This window comes from Luteibacter sp. UNCMF366Tsu5.1 (assembly GCF_900119235.1).
Classification (GTDB): Bacteria; Pseudomonadota; Gammaproteobacteria; order Xanthomonadales; family Rhodanobacteraceae; genus Luteibacter; species Luteibacter flocculans.
In genome coordinates this window covers 427852-452389 of the sequence record NZ_FPIS01000003.1, presented here as the reverse complement: position 1 = coordinate 452389, position 24538 = coordinate 427852, and the positions used below count along the sequence as shown (strand labels likewise).

The 24538-nt window shown below is 62.3% G+C and carries 18 protein-coding genes; 9 read left to right on the top strand and 9 right to left on the bottom strand.

Annotation, left to right across the window (positions count from 1 at the left end; translation table 11 throughout):
* Positions 1 to 717: 717 nt before the first annotated feature.
* Complete coding sequence (locus BT115_RS18505) at positions 718 to 1854, bottom strand: hypothetical protein (protein ID WP_143144594.1); 1137 nt, start codon at positions 1852 to 1854, stop codon at positions 718 to 720.
* Between the two features lie 631 nt (positions 1855 to 2485).
* On the opposite strand from BT115_RS18505, the gene BT115_RS15705 reads away from it, so the two are divergent.
* Positions 2486 to 2974, top strand: coding sequence for a hypothetical protein (locus BT115_RS15705; RefSeq protein ID WP_072323552.1), 489 nt, complete (start codon positions 2486 to 2488; stop codon positions 2972 to 2974).
* A 235-nt stretch (positions 2975 to 3209) separates the two neighbouring features.
* On the opposite strand, the gene BT115_RS15700 is transcribed toward BT115_RS15705, so the two are convergent.
* Positions 3210 to 4700, bottom strand: coding sequence for a hypothetical protein (locus BT115_RS15700; protein WP_143144593.1), 1491 nt, complete (start codon positions 4698 to 4700; stop codon positions 3210 to 3212).
* Between the two features lie 572 nt (positions 4701 to 5272).
* Between BT115_RS15700 and BT115_RS15695 the strand changes: the two genes are divergently transcribed.
* The gene (locus BT115_RS15695) at positions 5273 to 6787 is read left to right on the top strand and encodes an acetyl-CoA hydrolase/transferase family protein (RefSeq protein ID WP_072323550.1); all 1515 of its coding nucleotides are present in this window, start codon (positions 5273 to 5275) and stop codon (positions 6785 to 6787) included.
* 43 nt (positions 6788 to 6830) lie between these two features.
* On the opposite strand, the gene BT115_RS15690 is transcribed toward BT115_RS15695, so the two are convergent.
* Positions 6831 to 8015 (bottom strand): GGDEF domain-containing protein, encoded by a 1185-nt coding sequence (locus BT115_RS15690; protein WP_072323549.1) that lies wholly within the window; start codon positions 8013 to 8015, stop codon positions 6831 to 6833.
* Positions 8016 to 8112: 97 nt separating this feature from the next.
* Entirely contained in the window at positions 8113 to 8790 is a 678-nt protein-coding gene (locus tag BT115_RS15685; protein ID WP_072323548.1) for a TetR/AcrR family transcriptional regulator, read from the bottom strand.
* A 76-nt stretch (positions 8791 to 8866) separates the two neighbouring features.
* On the opposite strand from BT115_RS15685, the gene BT115_RS15680 reads away from it, so the two are divergent.
* The 7 genes from BT115_RS15680 (at position 8867) to BT115_RS15645 (ending at position 19130) form a co-directional block, all read left to right on the top strand.
* On the top strand, positions 8867 to 10000 hold the full coding sequence (locus BT115_RS15680; RefSeq protein ID WP_072323547.1) for an FAD-dependent oxidoreductase: 1134 nt from the start codon (positions 8867 to 8869) through the stop codon (positions 9998 to 10000).
* Positions 10001 to 10397: 397 nt separating this feature from the next.
* A complete protein-coding gene (locus tag BT115_RS15670; protein WP_072323545.1) occupies positions 10398 to 11063 on the top strand; it encodes a response regulator in 666 nt (221 codons plus the stop codon).
* Positions 11060 to 12472: a sensor histidine kinase gene (locus tag BT115_RS15665; RefSeq protein ID WP_072323544.1), complete on the top strand. Its 1413-nt coding sequence runs from the start codon at positions 11060 to 11062 to the stop codon at positions 12470 to 12472. Before BT115_RS15670 ends, BT115_RS15665 begins: the two co-directional genes overlap by 4 nt.
* 186 nt (positions 12473 to 12658) lie before the next feature.
* Positions 12659 to 15898, top strand: coding sequence for an efflux RND transporter permease subunit (locus tag BT115_RS15660; protein WP_072323543.1), 3240 nt, complete (start codon positions 12659 to 12661; stop codon positions 15896 to 15898).
* On the top strand, positions 15888 to 17075 hold the full coding sequence (locus BT115_RS15655; RefSeq protein ID WP_072323542.1) for an efflux RND transporter periplasmic adaptor subunit: 1188 nt from the start codon (positions 15888 to 15890) through the stop codon (positions 17073 to 17075). The genes BT115_RS15660 and BT115_RS15655 overlap by 11 nt, the downstream gene beginning before the upstream one ends.
* Positions 17059 to 18552 (top strand): efflux transporter outer membrane subunit, encoded by a 1494-nt coding sequence (locus tag BT115_RS15650; protein ID WP_072323541.1) that lies wholly within the window; start codon positions 17059 to 17061, stop codon positions 18550 to 18552. Before BT115_RS15655 ends, BT115_RS15650 begins: the two co-directional genes overlap by 17 nt.
* Before the next feature lie 65 nt (positions 18553 to 18617).
* Positions 18618 to 19130 carry a hypothetical protein gene (locus tag BT115_RS15645; RefSeq protein WP_072323540.1) on the top strand — a complete coding sequence of 171 codons (513 nt, stop codon included), beginning with the start codon at positions 18618 to 18620 and terminating at the stop codon, positions 19128 to 19130.
* A gap of 81 nt (positions 19131 to 19211) precedes the next feature.
* Here BT115_RS15645 and BT115_RS15640 read toward each other — a convergent pair whose 3' ends face one another.
* The 5 genes from BT115_RS15640 to BT115_RS15620 form a co-directional block, all read right to left on the bottom strand.
* Positions 19212 to 20786, bottom strand: coding sequence for a hypothetical protein (locus BT115_RS15640; protein WP_083527518.1), 1575 nt, complete (start codon positions 20784 to 20786; stop codon positions 19212 to 19214).
* A gap of 398 nt (positions 20787 to 21184) precedes the next feature.
* Complete coding sequence (locus BT115_RS15635) at positions 21185 to 22777, bottom strand: hypothetical protein (protein WP_072323539.1); 1593 nt, start codon at positions 22775 to 22777, stop codon at positions 21185 to 21187.
* A 142-nt stretch (positions 22778 to 22919) separates the two neighbouring features.
* Positions 22920 to 23495 carry a potassium-transporting ATPase subunit KdpC gene (kdpC, locus tag BT115_RS15630; RefSeq protein ID WP_072323538.1) on the bottom strand — a complete coding sequence of 192 codons (576 nt, stop codon included), beginning with the start codon at positions 23493 to 23495 and terminating at the stop codon, positions 22920 to 22922.
* Between the two features lie 10 nt (positions 23496 to 23505).
* Positions 23506 to 24312 (bottom strand): TorF family putative porin, encoded by an 807-nt coding sequence (locus BT115_RS15625; RefSeq protein ID WP_072323537.1) that lies wholly within the window; start codon positions 24310 to 24312, stop codon positions 23506 to 23508.
* 26 nt (positions 24313 to 24338) lie between these two features.
* Positions 24339 to 24524: a hypothetical protein gene (locus tag BT115_RS15620; RefSeq protein ID WP_072323536.1), complete on the bottom strand. Its 186-nt coding sequence runs from the start codon at positions 24522 to 24524 to the stop codon at positions 24339 to 24341.
* Positions 24525 to 24538 lie beyond the last annotated feature (14 nt).

Here is a 24538-nt window from a genome sequence, read left to right as displayed (position 1 = left end):
GCAACCTCTGCCTCGGCTGCGAGTTCTTTGGAGTAGCGAAGGGCTGGCTTTCGGAGTGCGGGAAACGAAGCTCTGCACCAAAGGTGCGATAGTGTCCCTACAATAGTCGTAGCGTCACAGTGATGTCGCTCGGCTACTTGGCCGAGCGAGCGGATGCGTCGTGTGATTGAAACCTTAGAGAAGGGAGCTAGCGGTTTGTCGGGCACCGGTTTCTCCTGCCCGAACACGATGCCCAAACCGTCGATGCTAGGCCCTGGAGAAGAGGGAGGCTCTCAAGGTCGCCAAGTGCCCTGGATGTTGGGGCGTACTGATTCGGACGGATGATTCGGGTACTAGTGGTGACAGGCTGTTGAGCTCGGTACTTGATTCTGTGCTGCGCAGCGCATTGGAGGACGTTCCCCGCAGTGACCGTATCCAGGGGCGCGCACCGGGCTGCAGCCTCCCTGATCTCGGAAACGGTTAGTTTGGCCATTTAGATTCCTTCCCCCAGGCACTTAAGTAGCGGGCAGCGTCGATAGAATAACCCCGGTTCTACGGTACTGCCACCCCCTCACGCCGGGCTGCTCCTGAGCGAGCAGGTCGAACCCCTGCTACGTAGAGCTTTAGGAATCCTTTCTTTAATCAACGGTTCGGAATGCGACCTCCACGGAATATCCTTTTCCAAGTTTTGCCAAGCTGCTTCATTCTGAGAATGAAATGTGCTGCAAGTTAGAATAGCTAATCTCGTTCGATGGCAGCTGTGTGCAGCGAGTTCATCGTAGCTTCGGAAAAGTCGCCATCAACGTAGACTAACCTCAACCGAAGGTTTTCCAATCCGGGATTTCGAAGGCGCGTTTGCGGGACGAACTTGTGGGTGGGATGAGATACCCACTCCACGTCTTGAAGAAGTAGCACGCTCTTCCATTCTGAGAGCTCAGGCAAAGACTGCAGTTCATAGAAACCATGCGCAGCATACTTAATTGGTCCTCGGGCTACCTTATACCCGAGCGAGGTGAGGCCATTAGCATGTGACCCAACGCATATAGCGTCATGCAAATAGTGCATTCCAGCCATAAGTGCAGAGCGTGCGCTCTTATCAATGGCCTCGTCTTCTTTGAGACTGTGGACTATGTCGTGACGAAGAGCATTCATTCTTTTCCAGTCGTGCTTACGGCCCTCTTCTGCTTGACTGGCATCAGTGGTATCCAAGATAAATGCGCGCACTCCTACCAGCGAAGTCTTCTTGTATTGGTAGGCGGTCTTGCAATGAGCACATTGCCCGTCCAGCGTCTCTGTGCCAGGGTCAAGGCCATAGAGCGGGGCAAGGGCAGGTTCAAGAGCTTCGAGCCCGGCATAGGTGTCCTGAAAGGCTGATACGTCATCGTCGACATTGCCAATGGCATCTCGATATCGCCTTGCTCCCCGCCTCAGGCGCGCGCCGGTAGGCAATCCATCCCAATGCTTCAAAAGGTGCCTAGCGTTGTTCAAATCTTCTGACGTGATATCACGAGGCCAATGCAGCGGATCAATGTCAAAAAATTGCAGAAATTCGCACTCATGCGTCGACGTATCGATTCTTGCAACTTGCAGAAGGCGCACATTACGTAATGTAACGCCGCTAACAACTGAGAGTGCGGACTGGAAGTCCTCTATCAAATGCAGACCTTCTCGCGCTGCCACGACAAGATCACCTTTTGGGATGTCTTTCGAAAACTCCAAAACAACATTGGACCCGCCCATTTTGAAGCGCTCACCGACGTCACCATGCACCGGTTGGAGGCTGAGTGAGCAATCGACATTCCTGATCTTGATCTTGAACGTGCTCCTGTTCGTCAGCGATAAGGAAATGGGCTGGAAGGCGGAGATCCGGTACATGCTCATATTTATTCAACTAAGGTGCAGAAGATTCATTATATTGGCAATGGACCGTACGGAGACAGGCGATGAAGTACGCGGATGGACAACGAGTGCTCGCTGGTGACGTGGTTGAGATCGATGGTCGATATCACGGACTAGTGATCGCTGCCATTGAGGACAAGAGCTATTTGCCGGGTGGCGAGGATTGAGAGTACCTGGGCACCGGAGCAATGATCGATACCGATTTTGCCGGGCTGGTGCACTACCCAGAGTACGACGAAGAACTGGTTCTAGTCCGTCGGGCCGAATAGCGACGCGGCCAGCGTCCGCTTTGGACCTCAAGCGAACATCGCCGGGCCGATCGACAAGTAGCAGCCGAACTGCCTTCATGCACGGGAGAGCTAATGTAGGTTACAAGCGACGCCTTTGATAAGCGCCTTTCGGAGGAGCCCTCCTAGTAGTGGTAAGAAACTAAAAAATGTTGGGGTGGCAAGTGGGCCGGCTGCGACCACTTCGATGCGTTCACGTTACTAGTCAAGGTTTCACCCCTCGCTCTTCTACCGAATGACCGTTGTCCAGACAGCTTTTCGTCGCTCCTTGCCCCATTTCGTGAGATCGCCGCAGTTCGCAAAACTGCTCAGGGGAATTAATGGGCTCATTCAAGCGACTTGCCTTGCCTGCCTTCATGATGGCGATAGGCGCGATATCGCCTGCTTCTTACGGCACGTGCTGGGAATATGGCGCAGGCCCGACCGCCATCTATCGAAAGCCGACGGTTGCCGCCGAGTTCAAGGATGCGGCGGCGGTTATCACGGGGCGAGTCACAGCCGCGCGTAATATTTCCGAACCGGACGATCCGGAGGGCTACGCGTGGACAATTTATTCGGTCCAGGTATTAGAGACCTTCAAAGGTACGCCGCAGCGGACGATCCAGCTGTTGTCGGAAAACACGACTGCCAGGTTCCCCATGGATACCGGGAAGACATATCTTCTCTTCATAAGCCAATCTTCAATGATCGAGATGGCCGGGAAAGAACGTCTTCCTACGAACTTTATAGACATCTGCGGAAACTCTGCGGTCGAAGAAGATGCACGGTCTTTGATCAAGGAGGTGCGGCATTTGTCGAAATCTCAGTAAGGTTCGCTTCCCACCGAGGCGGAAGACAATACCCAGGTCGATTCGAATCATTAGGAGTGACGAGGCTTACGAGTTGAGCATGAGCGAGGACAGCCGCTCACGATGAAGAGTGGCGGGTTGCCATTGAGGCGCAACCGTCGCGTCGCCTCTGACGAATCGATTCTTCCACCACAAATCTGAAAACAGGCGAAGTGATCGAGACACCCCGCATTCAGTGCATCTCATTACGCCGCCCCTACGGAGTGATCTTCTTACGGGCAAGATCGGGCCTCAGTCCCTCTCCGTATAACTGCCGCAAGAACCTCATCAAAAGTGGGTTCCGCAGATCCGAATGGCTGTTAACTATCGGCTTACCCGTCGAGACGTTCCAGACTGGCACGTTGACGTTAAGCGCCTCATTTCGCGGGGTCAGAATCAGGGCATTGCGATATTCGTTTCCGCTGTCCTCCGCCTCCCAAGCGGACATCACCCGCGGATATACCCCCGCCTCGTTGGCATCGCCGGCTGCCTCCCTCACTTTTCGCGCAAATTCGTCGAGTTCCGTCCAGTCCAGCCCTTTTCCCCCATCTTCTTCTTTCACCATGTTTCGCGTTTTCCAGTCACCACTTTCCGTCGGAGGAAGTGTCAGGTAACTGCTGGCCGTCGGCTTTCGATGGTCATAGGTAAGGTCGTAGTCGATATAGTATGTGTCGTGTCCGATGGTCTGCTTGGCCGCGACTCGCTCCATCCGCGCCCCCTGCGGATAGCGATAGAACAGCGTCGAGAAAATGCGGGCAAAGGGAAACGCCGCTCCAGTCGCTTGATCATTAACGCTCGTTATCGAAACGAAGACCGGGGAGTGGTAGCTGCCAATCCTTTCGCTGCCACCCTTTTCATCGAATGCCACGCGATGAAGAGGGGCGAATACCGCCGCCTCGACGGCCGGATTGATGGCGATGACGACATCGCCTTCTCTGCTGAAGGGAGGGTCATGCTGTAGACCCTGGTCCTTCCGCCGCCGAATGTTCTCCTTCAGGTCGGTCATGTCGCGCACCAAGGATGGCGACAGTGCGGAGTAGACGATCAAGCCACCGAAACTATGCCCCACGATGGTGAGGCGAACTTTCTTCGTGCATTGATCCTCACCTATGCCTGATATGTAATCGGGGTCGTCTATCGATTTCTCGACCTCTTGATTCCACGCGACATTGCGCGCGTCTTGGAACGATCGAAGGCGTCCGAACAGCTCACGGACACTTCCTTTCGCGACGCGATCGGCGGCATTCTTCCTGCTCCAGAAAGTGGTGGCGGACTCGATGCCATCGCCAATGAAGTTTGTCGACTCAAAACGAGTTCCAGCGCCGCGCCACCCCACATACGCGCCAACGACCTTCATCTTGCAAGCGGATTGGGCTTCCATCGCGCTGAGTTGCCCAAGGACCATGCGAAACCAGCGGACGTTGGCGTCCGAGCTTTGCGCTGTGTGCTTCCATCCATGAACGAATACGACGACGCTCGTGGATTGCTCGACCGGCGATCGCCTGAGTGAGTCCAGGGAAAGATCAATCTGCCGGGAAGCGTCGCCAAACTGTGGGATCGCCGGAAATGGAAGGCCCTGGTCGTCGAATTCGACGAAGTTAAGGTCGTATGGTCCTAACCCGACGTCATTCCGACCCGCCGCGTGCTCAACGATAAGTCGATCGCATCGGCTATCGACCGCGCCCAATTCGTCGCTGGATTCGTCCACGACCTGCGGGGTGCAATCGATGGGGGATACAGACGTGGCTTGCGTGCGATAGGGGACGATCCTGGCGCACCCTGCTACTAGCAGTAGAACGCCAAGGCAAGCCACTGTGACGAGAGCTCGAAGACTATCGACCATACCGGCTCGCGAAATGGCCGTGGACATGCGCGTCGCCTCCTCCATGACGTCATTCCCCTGATGCGGAACCGCCATGGAACGCTTGGGTCTCCTACGTTTCAATAGCGCGAATGGCGGACCCCGTAACCTATGAGGTGGCATGCCTCATGCTTACGTCCCACGAGCACCAGCGCCAACATGTAGCGGGTGACGCGGCCCATGATTATCCCGCTCCCTGTAGGCTTCACGCTTCTTGCGTCGATGCTTCCGGACCAGCTACCGGCAGGCGCGGCTTTGCGTGTCGGGTAGCAAAGCGCCTAGCGCAATTCCGGCACGAAATCTCGGTCTTCCGGCCCATTCCCCCTGCGGCACGTTGCCATACCACCAAGGTCGCATGTGCCATGCTCCCGGGCCGGTGAGAAAATGGCCGGTCATCCTCCGTAGCCTCGACGCCGACCATGTCTTCCGATCGCATCCGCTCCTCCCTCCTGCGCGACCGCGTGGCCAGCGCGGAGGCTGCCGCCGCCTTTATCCAGCCCGGCGAGACCGTCGCCATGAGCGGATTCACGGGCTCGGGTTACCCGAAGGCCGTGCCGCTGGCGTTGGCTCGCCGGATCGAGGATGCGCATGTGGCCGGGCAGGCCTTCCGCATCCGGCTCATGACCGGCGCCTCAACGGCGCCGGAACTCGACGGTGCCCTGGCGAAGGCTGACGGCATCGCATTGCGCATGCCGTTCCAGACCGATCCGGATGCCCGCCAGCGAATCAACGCGGGCACGCTCGACTACATCGACATCCACCTGAGTCACGTGGCGCAGCACGTGTGGTTCGGCTTCTATGGCGATATAGATACCGCCGTGGTCGAGGTGGCCGGTATTCGTGAGGATGGCTCGCTGATTCCGTCCACGTCCATCGGCAACAACAAGACGTGGTTGGACTTGGCGAAGAAGGTCATCATCGAGGTCAACGACTGGCAGCCGGAAGGCATCGATGGCATGCACGACGTGTACTACGGCACGGCCCTGCCCCCGCATCGCAAGCCGATTCCGCTGCTGCATGCGGATGACCGCATCGGCGAGACGTCGTTGCGCGTGGACCCCGACAAGGTCGTAGCTGTCGTACGTACGAACGGCCCCGATCGCAACAGCCCCTTCTCGCCTGCGGATGACACGAGCAAGCGTATCGCCGCGCACCTGATCGAGTTTCTGCAGCACGAAGTGAAGAAGGGCCGCTTGCCGGCGAACCTGCTGCCGTTGCAGTCGGGCGTGGGCAACATCCCCAATGCCGTGCTGGCGGGGCTTTCGGAAAGCGGCTTCCGTGACATGGCCGCGTTCACCGAAGTCATCCAGGACGGCATGCTCGACATGCTGCGCGATGGCGTGTTGCGCGTGGCCTCGTGCACGGGCTTCGCCCTTAGCCCGGCTGCGAATGAGGAATTCAAGCGGAATATCGATTTCTATCGCGAGCGAATCATCATGCGCACGCAAGAGATTTCGAATCACCCGGAACTGGTGCGCCGACTTGGCTGCATTGCGATGAATGGCATGATCGAGGCCGATCTGTACGGCAACGTGAACTCCACGCACGTGATGGGCAGCAAGATCATGAATGGCATCGGCGGCTCGGGCGACTTCGCGCGCAACAGCTTCCTGTCGATCTTCCTGAGCCCGAGCACGGCGAAGAACGGCAGCATCTCCGCGCTGGTACCGATGGTCAGCCACGTCGACCACACGGAACACGACGTGTCGATCATCGTGACCGAGCACGGCCTGGCCGACCTCCGCGCCCTGCCGCCGCGGCATCGTGCTCGTCAGATCCTGGATCACTGCGTAGACCCGTCGTATCGGCCGCAGCTCGAGGATTACTTCGAGCGGGCGTCGCGGGCGAGCTTCGGCAAGCACACGCCTCATCTGCTACCGGAAGCGCTGTCGTGGCACCAGCGGTGGCTGGATACGGGATCGATGCGCGCCTGAAGGCGAGCCATCCGCTGACTCAACACAAACGCGCCGGATGCATTCAATCCCCGGCGCCAACAACACGATTGCGTCCCGCCTGCTTGGCCGCGTACAGCGCCTGGTCGGCCGCGACCACGACGTCGCGCCAGCTCTGTTCTTTCCCCGCGGATAGACAGTAGCCAATACTGACCGTGCAATGCAGCGTCTCGCCGGATGGCAGGGTGATCGTTGTCTTTTCCACGGCCTGCCGTAATCGCTCCGCCGCGTCGTTTGCCGCCGACGCTTCTGCGTAATGCAACAACACCATGAACTCCTCGCCGCCCACACGCGCCAGGATGTCCTTCTCGCGGATATGTCGCTTCAACGTACCGGCGATAGCGATCAGCACATGATCGCCGCCTTCGTGGCCCCATCGGTCATTGATTGCCTTGAATCGGTCCACGTCGATCATGAGCGCTGCCACGGGGGCGCCGCGCGCATGGGATGCCGCGATTCGGCCCTGCCCTTCCTCCCACATCACGCGGCGATTGGCGACGCCGGTCAACGGGTCCTGGCTGGCGTGCCGGATCAGTTCCGCGTCCAGCTTGCGCGTCAGCATCCACAGCAGGGCCGGCGTAATCACCCAGGTGAGAACGATGCGCAAGAGCAGCCCGAAAGTCGACGTGGGGTCCTTCCCCGCGAATTCGGCCGGCTGGGCGATCCACCATCCGATCCGCACCAGCAGCATCGCGGCCCAGAGGAAATGGAATATCGCCGCCAGTCGCGCGACGGGACGTTGCGCCTCGTCCTTGCATTGCCAGAACGCGGCGCCGGTGGCGACGGTGAGCAGGGCGGTCAGCGCGCCGCCCAGGATGACCATGTGGCGAAGGTTCTCTCCCTCGACCAGCACCAGGCCGGCTTCGGTCAGCGCGATCATGACCACCGGCACCAGCACCCACAGTCGGCGTCGGGACCGTTCCAGATACAAGTTGGCCGCTAGCAGCGCCAGCACGGCACCCGCATCGATCGAGAGGTTCGCGATCAATTGCAGGCCTGGAAAGATGACGTGGAACGCGGGCAGGAAGAGCAATCCGAAGCCGGTCGCAAACGCCCCGTAACTCATCCCCCACCACAGCACGCCGGGCTGACGTTTGACCCTTGGGTGGCCGAGGTACAAGGCAAAGAAGAGTGCCGACGCCAGAGCCGCCAACAACGCATTCACCAGCAGCAGCGTGCCCGCATGCACCAAGCCAGCGATCCACTCCATGCTCACTCCGAATGACGATGGTGCCGACGTTCTGCTGCTCTTTGCAGCCAGTCGGTTTGAAACCGTGGTTACCCGGCCGCCTTCGGCTTAGCCGCCCCTATCGACGCCGCTCCAGCGCCCCATCCAGAATCAGATCGATCCCTGCCAAAAACTGTTCCCGATCATCATGACCGGGAAGCTGCACCGCGACTTCATGTAGAAAGGGAAATTGGCCGGCGTCCAGCTGGCCCCACGCTTCGGCGATCGTGCCGAGCATGTCTTCCCGGGTTCTCCCCTCCTCCGCTCGTCGCGCATTATCGGCGTTTTGCGCGGCCACGCCGAAGATGTAATTGACGAGCGCCGACCAGACGTCGAAGCGGTCCTTGTCGGCCACGCCGAGCGCGACAAGTCGCCCGCCGATGGCTTCGAAGACCTGCAACATCCCCGTGCGGCCTGGCGCGAGCGAGAGCTGCCCGCCGATCCACGGATGCGCGTCGAACGCATCGAACACGGCCGTCGCGATCGCACGGATGGCCTCGCGTGGCTTTCGGGTGGGGACTTTGGCGGCGTCCATCGCCGCGGCCACGATGTGGTCGGTGGCGGCAGCGAGCAGTTCTTCCTTGTTGGCGATATGCCAGTAGATCGCGCCGCTGCCCGTCGCGAGGCGGGTGGATAGCGTTCGAAACGTAAGCGCAGCCACGCCTTCGCTATCGAGAATGGCGATGGCGGCTTCGACGATTTGCGCCTTGGTGAGCGCTTCGGTGCGACGCCCGGCACGAGCAGTTTTCTTGGACATGACCTAGCTTGACAGGAATGGAACGTCGATCCAATATCGGTATATGGAACGCCGTTCCACACCTTGAGGGTTTCCCATGTTTAGATCGGTCACGATTATTGGCGCCGGCCTGGGCGGCCTCGTCTTGGCGAGGGTGCTTCATTTGCACGGCATTCGTGCCACCGTGTACGAAGCCGACGCGTCCCCCGCGTCACGGACGCAAGGCGGCATGCTCGACATCCACGCCCACGACGGTCAGGTCGCCCTGGAAGCGGCGGGGCTCACCGAAGCTTTCCGCGCACTGATCCTCGAGGGCCGACAGGCCTTTCGCCTGCTGAGCCCGGACGGAAAGGTGCTGCTCGACCATCCCGACGATGGCACCGGCACGCGGCCCGAGGTGCAGCGAGGGGAGTTGCGGCAGGTACTGCTTGATTCGCTGCCACCCGATACCGTTCGCTGGAACCGCAAGGTGAGTCATGTGGTCAGCCTTGGCGAAGGACGTCACGAGGTTCACTTCACCGACGGCGGCTCCGTCCAGACGGATCTGCTGGTCGGTGCGGATGGCGCATGGTCCAAGGTCCGCCCACTCGTGACGGAAGCTGTGCCGACATACACGGGAACCGGGTGCATCGAGACCTACTTGTTCGAGTCCGACACGCGGCATCCCGCCACCGCGCAAGCCGTCGGCAACGGAGCGATGAGTGCGCCGGCACCCGGCCGGGCCATCATGGCGCACCGCGAACGCGGCGATACGTTGCATGCCTATGTGATGCTCAATCGGGCCCAGGCATGGTTCGCAGACATTGACGTCTCGGATGCCCAGGCCGCTGCGGCCCGCATCAAAGACGAGTTCCGCGATTGGGCTCCGTCGATCACCGCGCTCATTACCGACAGCGACACCACGCCGGTAGTGCGGCTCTTCCACGCCCTGCCCGTCGGTCATCAGTGGACGCGCGTTCCCGGCGTGACCTTGATCGGCGACGCCGCCCACGTCACGGCGCCCAACGGCGAAGGCGCCAACCTCGCCATGCTCGATGGCGCGGAACTGGGTCTTGCCCTTGCGCGCAACCCGGCCAACCCCGAACACGCGCTGGCGGAGTTCGAACGTGCGATGTTCGCGCGCGGTGCAGCGTCCGCTGCCGACGGTGTCGGCTTCTACGAGATGCTTGCCAGTGACAATCCTGCCGGCGGTTTTATCGCCCTGTTTGAGCAGGACGAAGCGGCGTCATAGTGAAGCGCGTGTCTGCCATCCCCTGTGGCCCACGACGGACCTTGGATAAGATCGGAGACGCGATGGGACCGGGGGAATGAATTGGCTCGCCTATGGAACGTGAAGTGGCGAACAAGGTTGGTGATTGTTGCCTTGGCGCTGGGCTATCTATGCCTCCTCGGACCATGGCGTCAGGTCGACCAGTCGCTGGTCTATGACGCCTACTCAAGTGCGGGCGCCGTGCTCTCATTGGCCTTGCTTCCACGAGGGACTAAGCTTTGGGTCGCGGTGGCAATCGCCCTCGGCATCGCACTGCTGATCATGATGGCGGGCAGATTGAGCTGAGCCACAAAAGCTTGCCAAAAGATTTCCCGGCGATCCTAGCCTCCCCCTCCGCCATCCCCTGACTGTCGGCCCCATGCACATCCTCCTGCTAGAAGACGACATCGAGCTGGGCGGGGCGATCAAGCATGCGCTGGAGCAGCAGTCGTATGCGGTTACGTGGCTGACCGACGGGCGCAGCGGCGCGGCCGCCCTGCCCGATGCCTTGTTCGACCTGATCCTGCTGGATCTCGGGCTACCGGGTCGGGATGGGATCGATCTGCTGCTTGAAGCGCGCCGCAACGGCGTCCGGACCCCCATCCTCATCATGACCGCCCGGGATACCCCTGAGGCGCGAATCAAGGGACTGGACTTGGGCGCGGACGATTACCTTGTCAAGCCATTCCACCTGGGCGAACTGGCGGCCCGCATCCGTTCCCTGACCCGCCGGGCGCAGGGCCTGGTCGACAATCGTATCGAGGTCGGCGGCCTGGTGCTGGATCTGGCGACGACGGACGTCGTGTTTCGCGGCGAGCGGATCACGCTCACGCGCCGCGAGTTCGCGGTACTGCGCATTCTCATGGAGCGGGCCGGGCGCATCGTCCGACGTGAAAGCCTCGAAAGCTCCGTCTACGGCTTCGACACCGTGGTCGATCGCAACGCCATCGAAGTCCACGTGCATTGGCTGCGCCGCAAGCTCAGCCCGGAACTCATCCACACGGTACGTGGCATCGGCTACATGATGCCGCGGGAACCCAAGTGAGCTCGCACAGCCTCCGCGCGCGACTCACCTGGCTCATCATCGCCGTGCAGGTGATGGTGCTGATTCCGCTGGGCGCCATCAGCTACCAGCGCGAGCAGCACGAGATGGTCAAGCTGCTGGACGGGCGACTCGCTCAAGCGGGGCGCACCCTCGGCACCTTGATTGCCTACAACAAGCGTGACTACAGCGACGCCGATGCCGAGCGGGCGGTCACGCTTGCCACGGAGGCGCAGCGCGGCGCCGTGGTCGTGGCCGTGCATGCCAAGAACTACGAGCCCGAAGTCGGATTCCAGGCCTACGATCCGCACGGCACGCTCATCGCTGCCACCGCGAATCTGGCGGACTTGCCGCCACCCGTGAAGGGCGAGCATGGCTTCCGCGATATCGAGCACAACGGTTCGAACTGGCGACTCTTCACGCTCACCAACCGCTTCAACCTCACGATCCGCATCGGTGAACGCGCCGAGAACCGCGCCGACATCACGCAAGGCCTCATCCTCGAACACTCGCTGCCCCTGGTCATCGGGCTGCCCTTGCTGGCCCTCCTCGCGGGCCTTGCCGTCAAGCAGGGACTGCGGCCGCTGGACAAGCTGACCAAGGTGCTCGCCGAACGCGCGCCGCGCAGCCGCACGCCTATCGCAATCGAACGCACGCCCGATGAGATCAAGCCGCTCATCGTCACCTTGAACCAGCAGTTGGAACGACTGGAGGACGTCATCGAGCGCGAGCATCGCTTCGCTGGCGACGTGGCCCACGAGCTGCGCACGCCATTGGCGGCAGCGACCATCCACCTCGAAGGCGCGCTCATTGCCAAGGATGCCGGCGAGCTGGAGTACACGCTGCACAACGCCAGGCGCAATCTTGGTCGCCTGGGGCGTCGCATCGAGCAGATTCTCGCCATCGCACGCCTGGAAGCCGGTGCGGCGGCCGAGCAGCGCACATCGCTGGACCTCATCACCCTGGCGACGGAAGTGGTCGAGGAATTGGCGCCGCTCATCGCCGAGAAGGACATTTCGCTGAGCCTGACCCACGACGAGCCCGAGGTACGTATCTCAGGGCACGAGGTGGCGATGACGGCCATGTTCCGCAACCTCGTCGAGAACGCGCTCCGCCACACACCCGAGCGCAGCCGGGTGGATATCTCGGTCCATCGCCATGGCGACACCGTGGTCATCGACATCTGCGACGACGGGCCGGGTATCCCCGCGGAGCTCCGCGAGCGGGCCTTCCAGCGGTTCGAGCGGGGCAACGATACGAAGGCATCAGGCTACGGCCTGGGTCTCAGCATCGTGCAGCGCGCCGTGGAGCTGCACGAGGGTTCGATCGAGCTGCTCGACAACCAGTCCGGCCAGGGCCTGCTGGTCCGCATCCGCATCGCCGTCGATCCCTCTGGCGGCCGCATCGGCTGACCTCGTTCCGCGGTGACGCGGGACAAAAGATTTCCACAAGGTTCGGGTCGAACAATGGCACTGGGCGATTCTGCCCGAGGCCTGTCGAGTGGCTCCACCCATGAATCCCAACGCGTCCTGCCGATGCGCCTTTGTTCGAGAGTGCGTCATCCGACTGTCACAGTCGCCCACTGAAGGCGCGGCGACATGCTAGGGCTCGTTCGCATCGCGCTCTCGCGCCCTTATACCTTCATCGTGCTGGCCTTGCTCATTCTCATCGTGGGCCCGTTGGCCGCGATGAGGACGCCGACGGACATCTTTCCGAACATCGGCATTCCCGTCATCAGCGTCGTCTGGACCTATAACGGCTTGCCGCCGGATCAGATGTCCGGACGCGTGATCTATTACTACGAGCGCCAGTTGACCACCTCGGTCAACGACATCGAACACATCGAGTCGCAGTCGTTGCCGGGCGTGGGCATCGTCAAGATCTTCTTCCAGCCGGGTGTGGACATCCGCACGGCAACGGCGCAGGTCACGTCGATCTCGCAGACCGTGGTGAAGCAGATGCCGCCAGGCATCACGCCACCGCTGATTCTGAATTACAACGCCTCGACCGTGCCGGTACTGCAGATGGCGCTGTCCAGTCCGATCCTCTCGGAGGCGACGATCCGCGATATTGCGCAGAACTTCATGCGCCCCACGCTGATCTCCGTACCCGGCGTCGCCATTCCGACACCCTACGGCGGCAAGCAGAAGCAGGTCACGCTCGATCTGAATCCGCGCGCGCTGGCGGCCAAAGGGCTGTCGGCACAAGACGTCGGCAACGCACTCGCCGCGCAGAACCAGATCATCCCCGTAGGTACCGCCAAGATCGGCACCTACGAGTATCACGTGCAATTGAACAACAGCCCCACGGCGATCGACGAGCTCAACAATCTGCCGATCAAGACCGTGAACGGCGCCACGATCACCATCGGCGACGTCGCGCACGTTCGCGATGGTGCGCCTCCGCAGAACAACATCGTCCGCGTGGACGGCAAGCGCGCGGTACTGATGCCGGCCTTGAAGAACGGCAACGCCTCGACGCTCGACGTGGTGGCCGGCATCAAGAAGCTGCTGCCGCTGATTGCCGAGACGCAGCCCAAGTCGCTCAAGATGCATCTGCTGGGTGACCAGTCGATCTTCGTGAAGGCCGCGGTGACGTCGGTGGCACGCGAAGGCGTGATCGCCGCCGCGCTGACCTCGGTGATGATTCTCCTGTTCCTGGGCAGCTGGCGATCCACGGTCATCATCGCCTTGTCGATTCCGCTGGCGATCCTGTCGGCCATCGCGCTGCTGGCTGTCTTCGGTCAGACGCTCAACGTCATGACCCTGGGCGGCCTCGCGCTGGCCGTGGGTATCCTCGTGGACGATGCGACGGTCACCATCGAAAATATCAACTGGCATCTCGAACAGGGCAAGGGCGTCGTCGCCGCCATCATGGACGGCGCGCAGCAGATCGTGACGCCCGCCTTCGTCTCGCTGCTCTGCATCTGCATCGTGTTCGTGCCGATGTTCATGCTGAATGGCATCGCCGGCTTCCTGTTCCGGCCGATGGCGCTGGCGGTGATCTTCGCGATGGTGTCGTCGTTCATCCTTTCGCGAACGCTGGTTCCGACGCTGGCGATGTACCTGCTGAAGCCGCACACGGTGGAAGCCGGCCCGGGTAACCATCCCGAAGATCAGGTCATCAATCATCACGAAGGCGATCGCCACACGAAGAAGCGCCACAACGCGCTGGTTCGCGGCTTGATTGCCTTCCAGCTCGGCTTCGAGAAGCGCTTCACGCGTATCCGCGACGCCTATTACGCCGTGCTCGGCATGGCGCTGAAGAATCGCAAGCGCTTCGTCATCTTCTTCCTCGGCTTCGTGCTCGTGTCCTTCGCCCTATTGCCCGCGTTGGGTCGCGACTTCTTCCCCGAGGTGGACGCCGATTCGCTCTCGCTGCACGTTCGCGCACCGATGGGCACCCGCGTGGAAGAAACGGCCGCCGAGTTCGATCACATCGAGCGCGCCATCCGCTCCGTCATTCCGCCGGACGAACTGGACACCATCATCGACAACATCGGCCTGCCGCTCTCGGGTGTGAACCTGGTCTACAGCAGCAGCGGCACGATCGGTTCGCAGGATGGCGACATCCAGATCGTGCTCAAGGAAGGCCATCGCCCCGCGGCGGAGTTCATGAAGAAGCTGCGTGAAGTGCTACCCAAGCAGTTTCCGGGCACGGAGTTCGCCTTCCTGCCTTCCGACATGTCCAGTCAGATCCTGAACTTCGGTGCACCGTCGCCGCTCGACGTGTCCATCGCCGGACGCGACCGCAAGGCCAACGAGGCCTACGCGGAAGACATCCTCAAGGAGCTGCGCAAGATCGACGGCATCGTGGACGTCCGCCTGCAACAAAGCTCCAGCTACCCGCAGCTCAACGTCAAGGTCGATCGCGTGCGCGCCGATGGCCTGGGCATCACCGAGCGCGACGTCACCAACAGCATGGTGGCCTCGCTCGCGGGTAGCTCGCAGGTGGCACCGGCGTTCTGGCTCAATCCGAAGAATGGCGTGTCCTACGCCATCGTCGCGGCCACTCCGCAGTACCTCATGGACTCCATGGCGGACCTGAAGGCCTTGCCGGTGACCTCGGCAGGCAATGGTTCCACGCAGATCCTTGGCGGCCTGGCGAGCTTTACGCGCGGTCCGAGCGACGCGGTCGTCTCGCACTACAACATCATGCCCTCGTACGACATCTACGCGTCGATTCAGGGGCGCGATCTCGGCGGCGTCTCTGCCGACGTGCAGAAGGTGCTCGATCAGTTCGCGTCGAAGCGGCCGCCCGGCACGCTGGTCAGCCTGCATGGGCAGGTGGGCACGATGAACGAGGCCTTCAGCGGCCTGATCTTCGGCCTGGTCGGCGCGGTCGTGCTGATCTACCTGCTGATTGTCGTGAACTTCCAGTCGTGGCTCGACCCGTTTGTGATCATCACCGCGTTGCCTGCCGCGCTGGCCGGCATCGTGTGGATGCTGTTCCTGACCCATACCAGCCTGTCGGTACCGGCGTTGACCGGCGCCATCATGTGCATGGGCGTCGCGACGGCCAACTCGATCCTTGTCGTGAGCTTCTGCCGCGAACGTCTGGCCGAGCATGGCGACGCCGTCAAGGCAGCTCTCGAAGCAGGGTTCACTCGCTTCCGTCCGGTGTGCATGACGGCGCTCGCCATGATCATCGGCATGCTGCCCATGGCGCTGACCCAGGAACAGAACTCGCCGCTCGGACGCGCCGTCATCGGCGGCCTGATCTTCGCGACGTTCGCCACGCTCCTCTTCGTGCCGGTCATCTTCTCCATCGTGCATGGCCGCACCGCCCCTGCTCCGTCTGACAACCGACTACTCGGAAATCCCTCCCATGTCGCATGAAGCTACCGTCCCCACCACGGGACGCCCTCCCCGCGTCCGTCTCGCTTTAGCTATCGGCATGGCGCTCGCCGCCGTGGGCGTCATTGCCGGACTGTCACTGCGCGCGGCCGAGTCACACGAACTGAGCCAATGGACCCAGGCGCAGCTCACGCCATCCGTTCAGGTCATTTCCGCGTCGGCATTGAGCTCGACGCAGGGGCTGACGCTGCCAGGCCATCTGGACGCGTGGATCGCTACGCCGATCCATGCGCGCGTGGGCGGCTACCTCAAGTCGTGGAACGTGGATATCGGTGAGAAGGTGAAGGCCGGCCAGGTGCTCGCATCGATCGATACGCCCGAACTCGACCAGCAGTTCGAACAGGCGAAGGCCGAACTCGTCCGCGCACAGGCGAATGTCCGTCTCGCCGACACCACCGCCAAGCGCTGGCAGAACCTGCTGCAATCGCACTCGGTGTCGAAGCAGGAAGCCGACGAAAAGGCGAGCGAAGCCGAGACGGCGCGCGCGAATGTGCTGGCGGCGAAAGCGGACGTGGATCGACTCGCGGCGCTGGAATCCTTCAAGCAGATCGTGGCGCCGTTCGATGGCACGGTCACTGCACGCAACACCGATATCGGCGACCTCATCACCGCGAACAACGACGGCGGTCAGCCGCTCTTCTCCATTGCCGATACCAGCAAGATGCGCCTGTACACGCAGGTACCGCAGAGCTACGCATCGAGCATCGTCCCTGGCATGACGGTCAAACTCCTGGTGCTGGGACACGGTGGCGAAACCGTCAACGGCACGCTGATCGGCACGTCGCGCGCGATCAGTCGCACGTCCGGCACGTTGCTCGCTCAGTTCAAGGTAGAGAACCCGCGCCAGGATCTTCTGCCCGGCGACTTTGCCGAGGTGCAGTTGGCGACCCACGCACCGGGCGACTCGGTCACCGTGCCTGCCACCACGTTGCTGTTTCGGGCGGCCGGTCCGCAGATCGCCGTTCTCGGCAAGGACAATCGCGTCGTGCTGCGCGACGTCCACATCGCCATGGATCTGGGCGACAAGCTGATCATCGATCAGGGACTGCATCCGGACGATCGCATCATCGATCACCCGACCGACTCCCTCGCCCAGGGTGACCTGGTGCAGATCGCTCAACCCACCCACGACGAGCCGAGCCATGCCAAGAATGCGTGATCTCGCTCGCCGATCGCTGTGCGTCGGCACGTTGCTGGCACTCGCCGGTTGCTCGTTGGCGCCTGACTACGTGAAGCCGACGGCAGGCCCGATGCCCGATGCCTTCAAGGGTGCGGAAGCGCCCAAGGGTTGGACCGTAGCCACCCCCAAGGATGACGCCTCGCGAGGACCGTGGTGGTCGGTCTACAGCGACCCGACGCTCAATCACCTGGAAGACGAACTCAACGCCAACAATCCGGATCTGGCCGTCGCCCTGGCCCGACTCGATGCGTCGCGCGCTTTCCTGGAACAGCTGGGCGCAGCGCAGGAACCGCAGGTCGGCATCAGCGCCAGCCCGACCAACAACCGCCAGTCGGATCATCGTCCTCTCCGCGGTTCGAACCAGCCGAACGAGTACGACACGCGAACGCTGGGCTTTTCCGCCGGCTACGAACTCGATCTGTGGGGGCGCATCCGTAATGAAGTCGCCGCCGGCAAGGCGCAGACGCAGGCCGCGGAGGCCGACCTCGCGTCCGCACGACTCAGCCTGCAAGCCAAACTGGCCGACCTGTACATCGAGCTTCGCGGCTACGACGTGCAGGCCAAGATCGTGCAGGACTCCCTCAAGGCCTTTGGCGCGGGTCAGCAGATTACGCAGAACCGTATGGACGGCGGCGTGTCCTCTGGCCTGGACGTGGCACGGGCCAACGCGCAGTTGGCCGATGCCCAGGCTCAGGCCACGCAACTGCACGTGCAAAGAACGCTGACCGAACATGCCATTGCCGTGTTGGTCGGCGAATCGCCCTCGACATTCTCGCTGCCGACGCAGGAAACGGCCTTGTCGTTGCCCAAGATCCCATTGGGCGTGCCGTCCGAGCTGCTGGAACGTCGCCCGGATATCGCAGCCGCCGAACGTCGCACGTTCGCCGCGAATGCCGGCATCGGCGTCGCGCGCGCGGCCTTCTATCCGGACATCAGTCTGAGTGCTGCGCTCGGCTTTCAGGATGTCGGCCACGGTTCGCTGCTGACTGCAGCGAACCAGTTCTGGAGCCTGGGCCCGCTGGCATCGCTCAACCTGTTCGATGGTGGTTTGCGTCGCGGTCGCGAAGCGGAAGCCAAGGCCGAGTTTGCCGCCGCATCGGCGCAGTACCGGCAAGTGGTGCTGCATGCATTCCAGCAGGTCGAAGACAACCTCACCTTGCTGCAGGACCTGGGACGTGAAGGCGACCAGGAAGGCGCTGCCGCGGACGCAGCCAAGCAATCCCAGACCTTGGCAACCAATCGCTACAACGAAGGTGTCGTCAGTTATCTGGAAGTCGTGACGGCTCAGACCGCCGCCCTGCAGGCCGAGCGAACGGAGCAACTCGTCCGCACCCGCCAATTGCAGGCCAGCGTCGATCTCATCCGTGCGCTGGGCGGCGGCTGGGACGGCGACATGTCGCTTTCCCGCGCCGACAACGACGCCAATCGAAACCTCGCGTCGCGCAAGGTGCCTTGACCGCACTCGCCCACCCTTCAACGCCAGCGCTGGTCAGCGCTTCACCTTCACCAGGAGATTGATCCATGTCACGCCGAAACCTGTGCCGCCTCGGCCCGATGATCCTCATCACTGCGCTCTCGGCAGGTTGCGCGGCTCACTTGCAGACCAAGACCGTGCAGACCTCCGACACCTATGACCTGTGGGCGTCGCGTATGCAGAGCATGCCCTTCGTGATTCACCAGCAGGATGGGCAGGTCGCGCTGGTCGATGTGCATGGCGATCCGTGGCACGGTTCGACCGACGGCCTGCAGGACGGCACGGCGCAACGCGTCGAGGTGTACGAGGGCGCATTCGCCGCGCCGCCGGCAACGATGTGCAAGGCACCCATGGCGCCGCCCCGGGGCGGTAACGGCGCGAGCAACGACAATGTCGTGGCCGCCATCTGCGATCGGGGCCGGACCGTGGTGTCCTTCAGCGACAAGATTCGTCCCCGCGTGATCGGGAGCAAGACAGAGTACGTATCGCGCGTCAGGCACCTGCTTCTCGAAGGCATCTGGGAGAGCGTCGCTCAGGAACCCGAGCCGCTGCATACCTGATCCGGCATTCGAAAAAAGGAAAGGCGGCGGGCAATGCCCGCCGCCTCTTTTCTTCCGTGAACGGAACTCGTCCGTGAACGGTTAGAACGGGTAGTAACGGAAGCTGGTGAAGACCATGTCGTCCTTCGCCTTCGGCGAACCACCCACACCCTCGAACGCCTCGCGCACCGTGTGCGAGTACTGGGCGCCGAACTGGGCCTTGCCGAACTTGCCCTGGTAGAACTTCCACCAGAAGCCGAGCGTGCCGTTCCAGATCTGCTTGGTGTTACCCACGCAAGCGCCACCTTCGATATCGCAACCGGCGTTGTTGTACGACTTGTTGCCGTAACCGAGAGCCACGCCGTTATAGGTGTAGTCCTGCTTTTCCTCGCGCTCGCGGCCACCGAAGGCGTAGATGTCGACATCCGGATTCGCGTGGAAGGTCAGGCCGGCCAGCAGCATGTTTTCCTTGATCGGCGAGATCTCGCCGTTCGGCTTGAACGTCACGTCAGGCAGCTGCGCCGAACCGTAACGACCGATGCCGCGACCCTGCATGCCGGTGAACTGGAAGTCCAGCACCTTCTCGACCAGCGGAAGCAGCATGCCGACGCCGACGCCGCCGCCGTAGACATTGTGATTGCTGTTGCCGGCGCCCGAGTTGTAGCGGTTGTAGAAGGCGCGGCCCAGGCCGAACACTTCGTAATGGCCGAAGCCCGGATCCGCGGCGAACTTCACGACCACATCGGGGATGTGATTCAACGACAGGGTATTGGCGGAGTCGTAACCCGAGCCGGCCTGCGTGTTGTAGATCGACGTGACCGGCGCCTTCGACTGGTTCGGGCTCACGTAGAAGGTCGTCTGCGGGTTCTCGAGCGAGATACCCAGCCAGTACTTGTGGTCGAAGTCCTTGACCAGGCGAATCTGGGTCTGGCGAGCCCACGCAAAGCCCGGGAGGTACTGGGCGTCGATCTGCGGCGGCGCGGCTTCCGTGCGCGGCGTGATGCCCTTGGCGTTCAGCGTCAGCAGCGACCAGTTCTGACCGGCCAGCAGGTGCAGGCCCGGCGTGTCCCAGTCGACCGTCATGTAGACGTTGCGCTCGCGCGGGTTGAACGAGTTGGACTCATTCTGGTTGGCGGTCTGCGCGCCACCCAGGAAGTCGGCCTCGATGTAGCCGGCCACGTGCGTGTCCGGGCTCACGTCGCCCTGGGCGAGCAGCGAGACGCGGCTCTGGCGCGCGCTGAAGCGGCTCTCGGACATGCGGCCGACGGACGAATTCTTGTACGGGATCGCGTTCCAGTTCGACGCGATGTCGGCGCCTTCCTGGTGGGTGCGGTAGATCGTTTCAGCGGCGAGGAAGCCACCGAGCGTGAGGTTCACGCCCTTGTACGACAGCTTGTCGCTCGACTTCTTGGTGGCAGCAACGGCATCCGAAGCCTGCACCTGAACGTCGTTGACCGCCTTTGCGGTTTCCACCTGAGCGTCGGCCTGGGCTTCCTGCTTGGCCTGGAGGTCGGAGACCTGGGCCTGCAGGGCAGCCAGCTGGGCTTGCAGCTGCTGAAGGGTGGCAGCATCGATCATGACCTTGGCCGGCTGCTGCGACTTGGTCGCTGCCATCGCCGAGATGCTCGTCAGGCCCAGACCGGCGGCAATGGCCACCGTGAGCAACTTGGAACGCATGGGATTTCTCCGCTGGGTTTAGTGTGTGGTGTCCCCTGTGTCCGGGCTTGAGGTTTTTCTATCCGAAAATACTCAAACCGGGCCAACGCCGCGAAGAATGGGTGAAGAGCTTTGCGCTCCGATGGCTGATTCGTGACAGTCCTGTGACACACCCGCAATTTCGTGACAGGGGGAGCACCTGTGGGAGCAGCCATGGCGACGAGGCCATGGCACCGGTGGGAGCTAGTGGCGAAAAGCCAACAAAGCGGTAACCGGTGAGGCAAGTTCCCATCGCCAGCAGGCTGGCTCCCACCGCCAACTCCGGTGGGAGCCAGCCTGCTGGCGATAAGCCAACGAAGCGGTGAAGCCCGACGCCGCACAGATGCCGATGCGAGCGCGCCCTACGGTGCGCTCAACCCTTACTCGCCTCCCAGCGAAGAAAGACGCTGCTTGGCCGCCGCGACCAACTGCGCCCGGGTGCCCTCGTCGATCGCGGCGTCTTCGCCGACGAGCACCAGGACGCGCTTCGATGCCTCGATGGCCTGCGCTTTCTTTCCCGCCGCCTGGTAGCCATCAGCCAGGCTGTCCTGGGCATTGGCGGACTTCGGGTGTGCCCAGGCCACGAGCTCGAACAGCACCAGGGCGGTATCGGTCTGCTTGGCCTTAAGAAGTCCGTAGCCGCTGTTGTTGAAGGCATCCTGATCGACGCACTCTGACAGAGGGCGCTTGCCGCACGAAGCCTCGAAGCGTGGCTTGAGTTCCGCCGCCTTGCCCGCCTTGGCCCACGCGATGGCATCGACTGGCGACGGCGGGAAAGGTAGCGCGGGGCGCCGTGCCGTCGATGCCACCTGCGCATCCTTCGTCAGAGCAGCAAACTGGCGCTTGGCCTGCGCGTCCTGCTTGATCTGCATGTCGAGGAACGACAGCACGACGTTGGCCGCCAACTCATAGCCACGACGTGCGGTTGCCCGATCCCAGCCGGTGCCCTTGTAGACCGGTTTGATCGGCACGTGCATCGCCTCACCCGTCACCGCGAACGACGTGAAGTCGCTGTGGTGCATGTTCTTCAGTTGAACGCTGTCCCGATCGACATATTGCAGCTGGTCGATGGCCGAGAAGTCCAGATCGGCAGATTGCATGCCCTGCTGGCGGCGCAGATCGAGCAACGCGTAACGAGCCTGGTCGGGATAGAACCCTTCCGCGCCGGTCAGCGTCGATGCGTTGCCCTTGAATGCATACGTGCCATCCAGACCGACCACGGCGATCACGTTGCCGTTTCGCTGGCCGAGCAGTACGGCCTGCACGGCACCGATGCTGTGACCGATCACGGCCGTGCGGCGGCAGTCCACGTCCTTCGATGCGCAGAGCAACGATGAGGCATATTCCATGTCGCGCGTGCCGGCTTCGATGTCGGCGGCACTACGCGATGGCGCGAGCTGATCGCCGGATCGACCAAGCAGGGACACGCTTGCGACCACGTAACCGTGGCTGGCAAGGAACTCCGCCATCACCACGTTGGTATTGATGTCTGCCCCGAGACCGCCGATCAGAATCACCAGCGGATAGCTGCCTTGCGCAGGTGCCGCATCGCGTACAGCGTCCATCGGCATCGCGAGCAGTTTCGCGGAGGCCGTTTCATCGAAGCTGCCTTGGATACTGTCCCGGTTACGGCGCAGCATCTCGGCATTGATCCGGTCGAATCCGGCCGGTGCGGTCTGCTCGATGTAATCGCCGAGCTTCATTCGCGGTGCGGATGTCGAAGCGGCGGGATACCAGACGTTCACCTGGACAGGGCGCCCGTCGACGTCGGGCGTGAATTCGCCTTCGACGTTTCTCGTGGGTAGCCACGTGCGGCTCTTGTCGAAGGCGAAGACCTGACGGAAGCCCACCGGCTGACTGCCTTGCGCGAGCGTTCCCCAGAGTTCCGGCGATGGCGCGCCCTTGACGGACACAGCGGCGCCGGACAACAGGCCGAGGCATAGAGACAGTACGACGCGGCAAGAACGGTTCATGGCGTTACCCCGGGGAAGAATGACCATCCAGGGGGCCACGACACATCCCCCGTCAATCAGTCTTCCATGGGGCAAGCCGGCGCCGAATGTGCCGATCGTCCTGCGGCACCGGGGCCGCTTGTTCGCCCCGGTGCCCGATCGATCAACGCGGCGACGCGTCGAGAGCGAGGTTCAACTCCAGCACGTTGACGCGCGGTTCGCCGAGAATGCCGAACTGGCGACCCGCGGTATGTGCCGCGATGAGTTCACGTACCTTCGCGGGCTCGATGCCACGCACGTGCGCCACACGACTCACCTGATACTCCGCCGCAGCAGGGCTGATCTCCGGATCCAGTCCGCTACCCGACGCGGTCACCAGATCCACCGGCACCGGCGCGGTGTTCGACGGATCGGCCTGCTTCAACGCGTCGATCCGCTGCTTCACCGCGTCGGTAAGAGCGGGATTGGTCGGGCCCAGGTTGGAGCCCGACGAACTCGCACCGTTGTTCGGGTTCGGCGACGTCGCCGACGGGCGACCCCAGAAGTACTTCGGTTCGGAGAAGGCCTGGCCGATCAATGTCGAGCCGACCGTCTTGCCATCCTTCGCAATCAGGCTGCCGTTCGCCTTCGCCGGGAACAGCACCTGGGACACGCCCGTGGCTGCCAGGGGATAGAGGATGCCGGTCAGTACCGTCATAGCGAGGAACAGCACCACGCATTGCCTGATGAGTCTGCTCATGATCATGCCTTCAGAAGGTGGCCTGGAACATAACGGAGCCGCGCGTCCCGCCGACGTTGCGGGTGTCCGCAGCGCTGACGAAGCTGGATACGCGGTGATAGAACGCATCGTCCGTCGCGTGCGTGAGGCTGCCGCTGACCGACCAGTGCGCAGCGAACTGGTACTTGATGCTGGCGGAGTAGTCGCTGTAGCTCGCATCGCGTGCGCCATTGCTGAGCGGTGTCGCCAGCTTGGCGGTGTAATGGGTATGTCCTGCATGCAGGGCAAGCGACCACGCATCCGACAGCGGGAACGCCGCGTCCAACTGCAGGTAACCGGTACCGTGCGTGTTGCCGTCATAGCCTTGCTCCTTGTCGGCAGCGAAGTAATCGGTCAGCGAGTGGTTGTACTTCAACGTGAACTGGCGCCACGTCAGCGCCGCGTTCGCTTCGAGCGTGTTGAATGAGCGCGACGCGAGACCCGCTTCGTCGAGATTCGCACCCGGATACACGTACCCGTAGAGGCCCACGCGCCACGACCAGTCGGTGTTGATGGAACGGCCGAAGCTGGCGTACAGGTCCAGTTCCATGGAGCCGCCCGGATAGCTCTTGTCACTGATGCTCGATGCCCAGGTGCCCGCGGCGAAGCCGTTCGGGTTCGTGTAGTCGGCGCCGCCCTGGATGGCGGGGTGTCCCCAGGTCTGGGTCAAGCCGCGGAACATATAGTCCGAGACCATCGCCACATTGGCGGTGACCGGCGCGGCGTCCTGCGCCTGCGCGACGGCACCGAATGCGAGGAAGGAAACGACCGCGGTGGCGGCCAGCGAAACGATCTTCATGGAAGTGCTCTTGAGTGCGGTGCAGTTCAGATGCCGGCGTAGCCGCCAAGCGTGTATTCGTCATCGAGACGTTCGGGGGCCGCTACGACAACGTGCGGCTTGATGGGTGTGACGTTGGCCACAGCGTGCTCGGCGTGGGACGCCACCACCCGGACTTCCATGTCCAGGTCGTCGGTGTCGTCGATGAGAACGGTGAGCTTCATGGAATGCATGGGTACGACCTCGG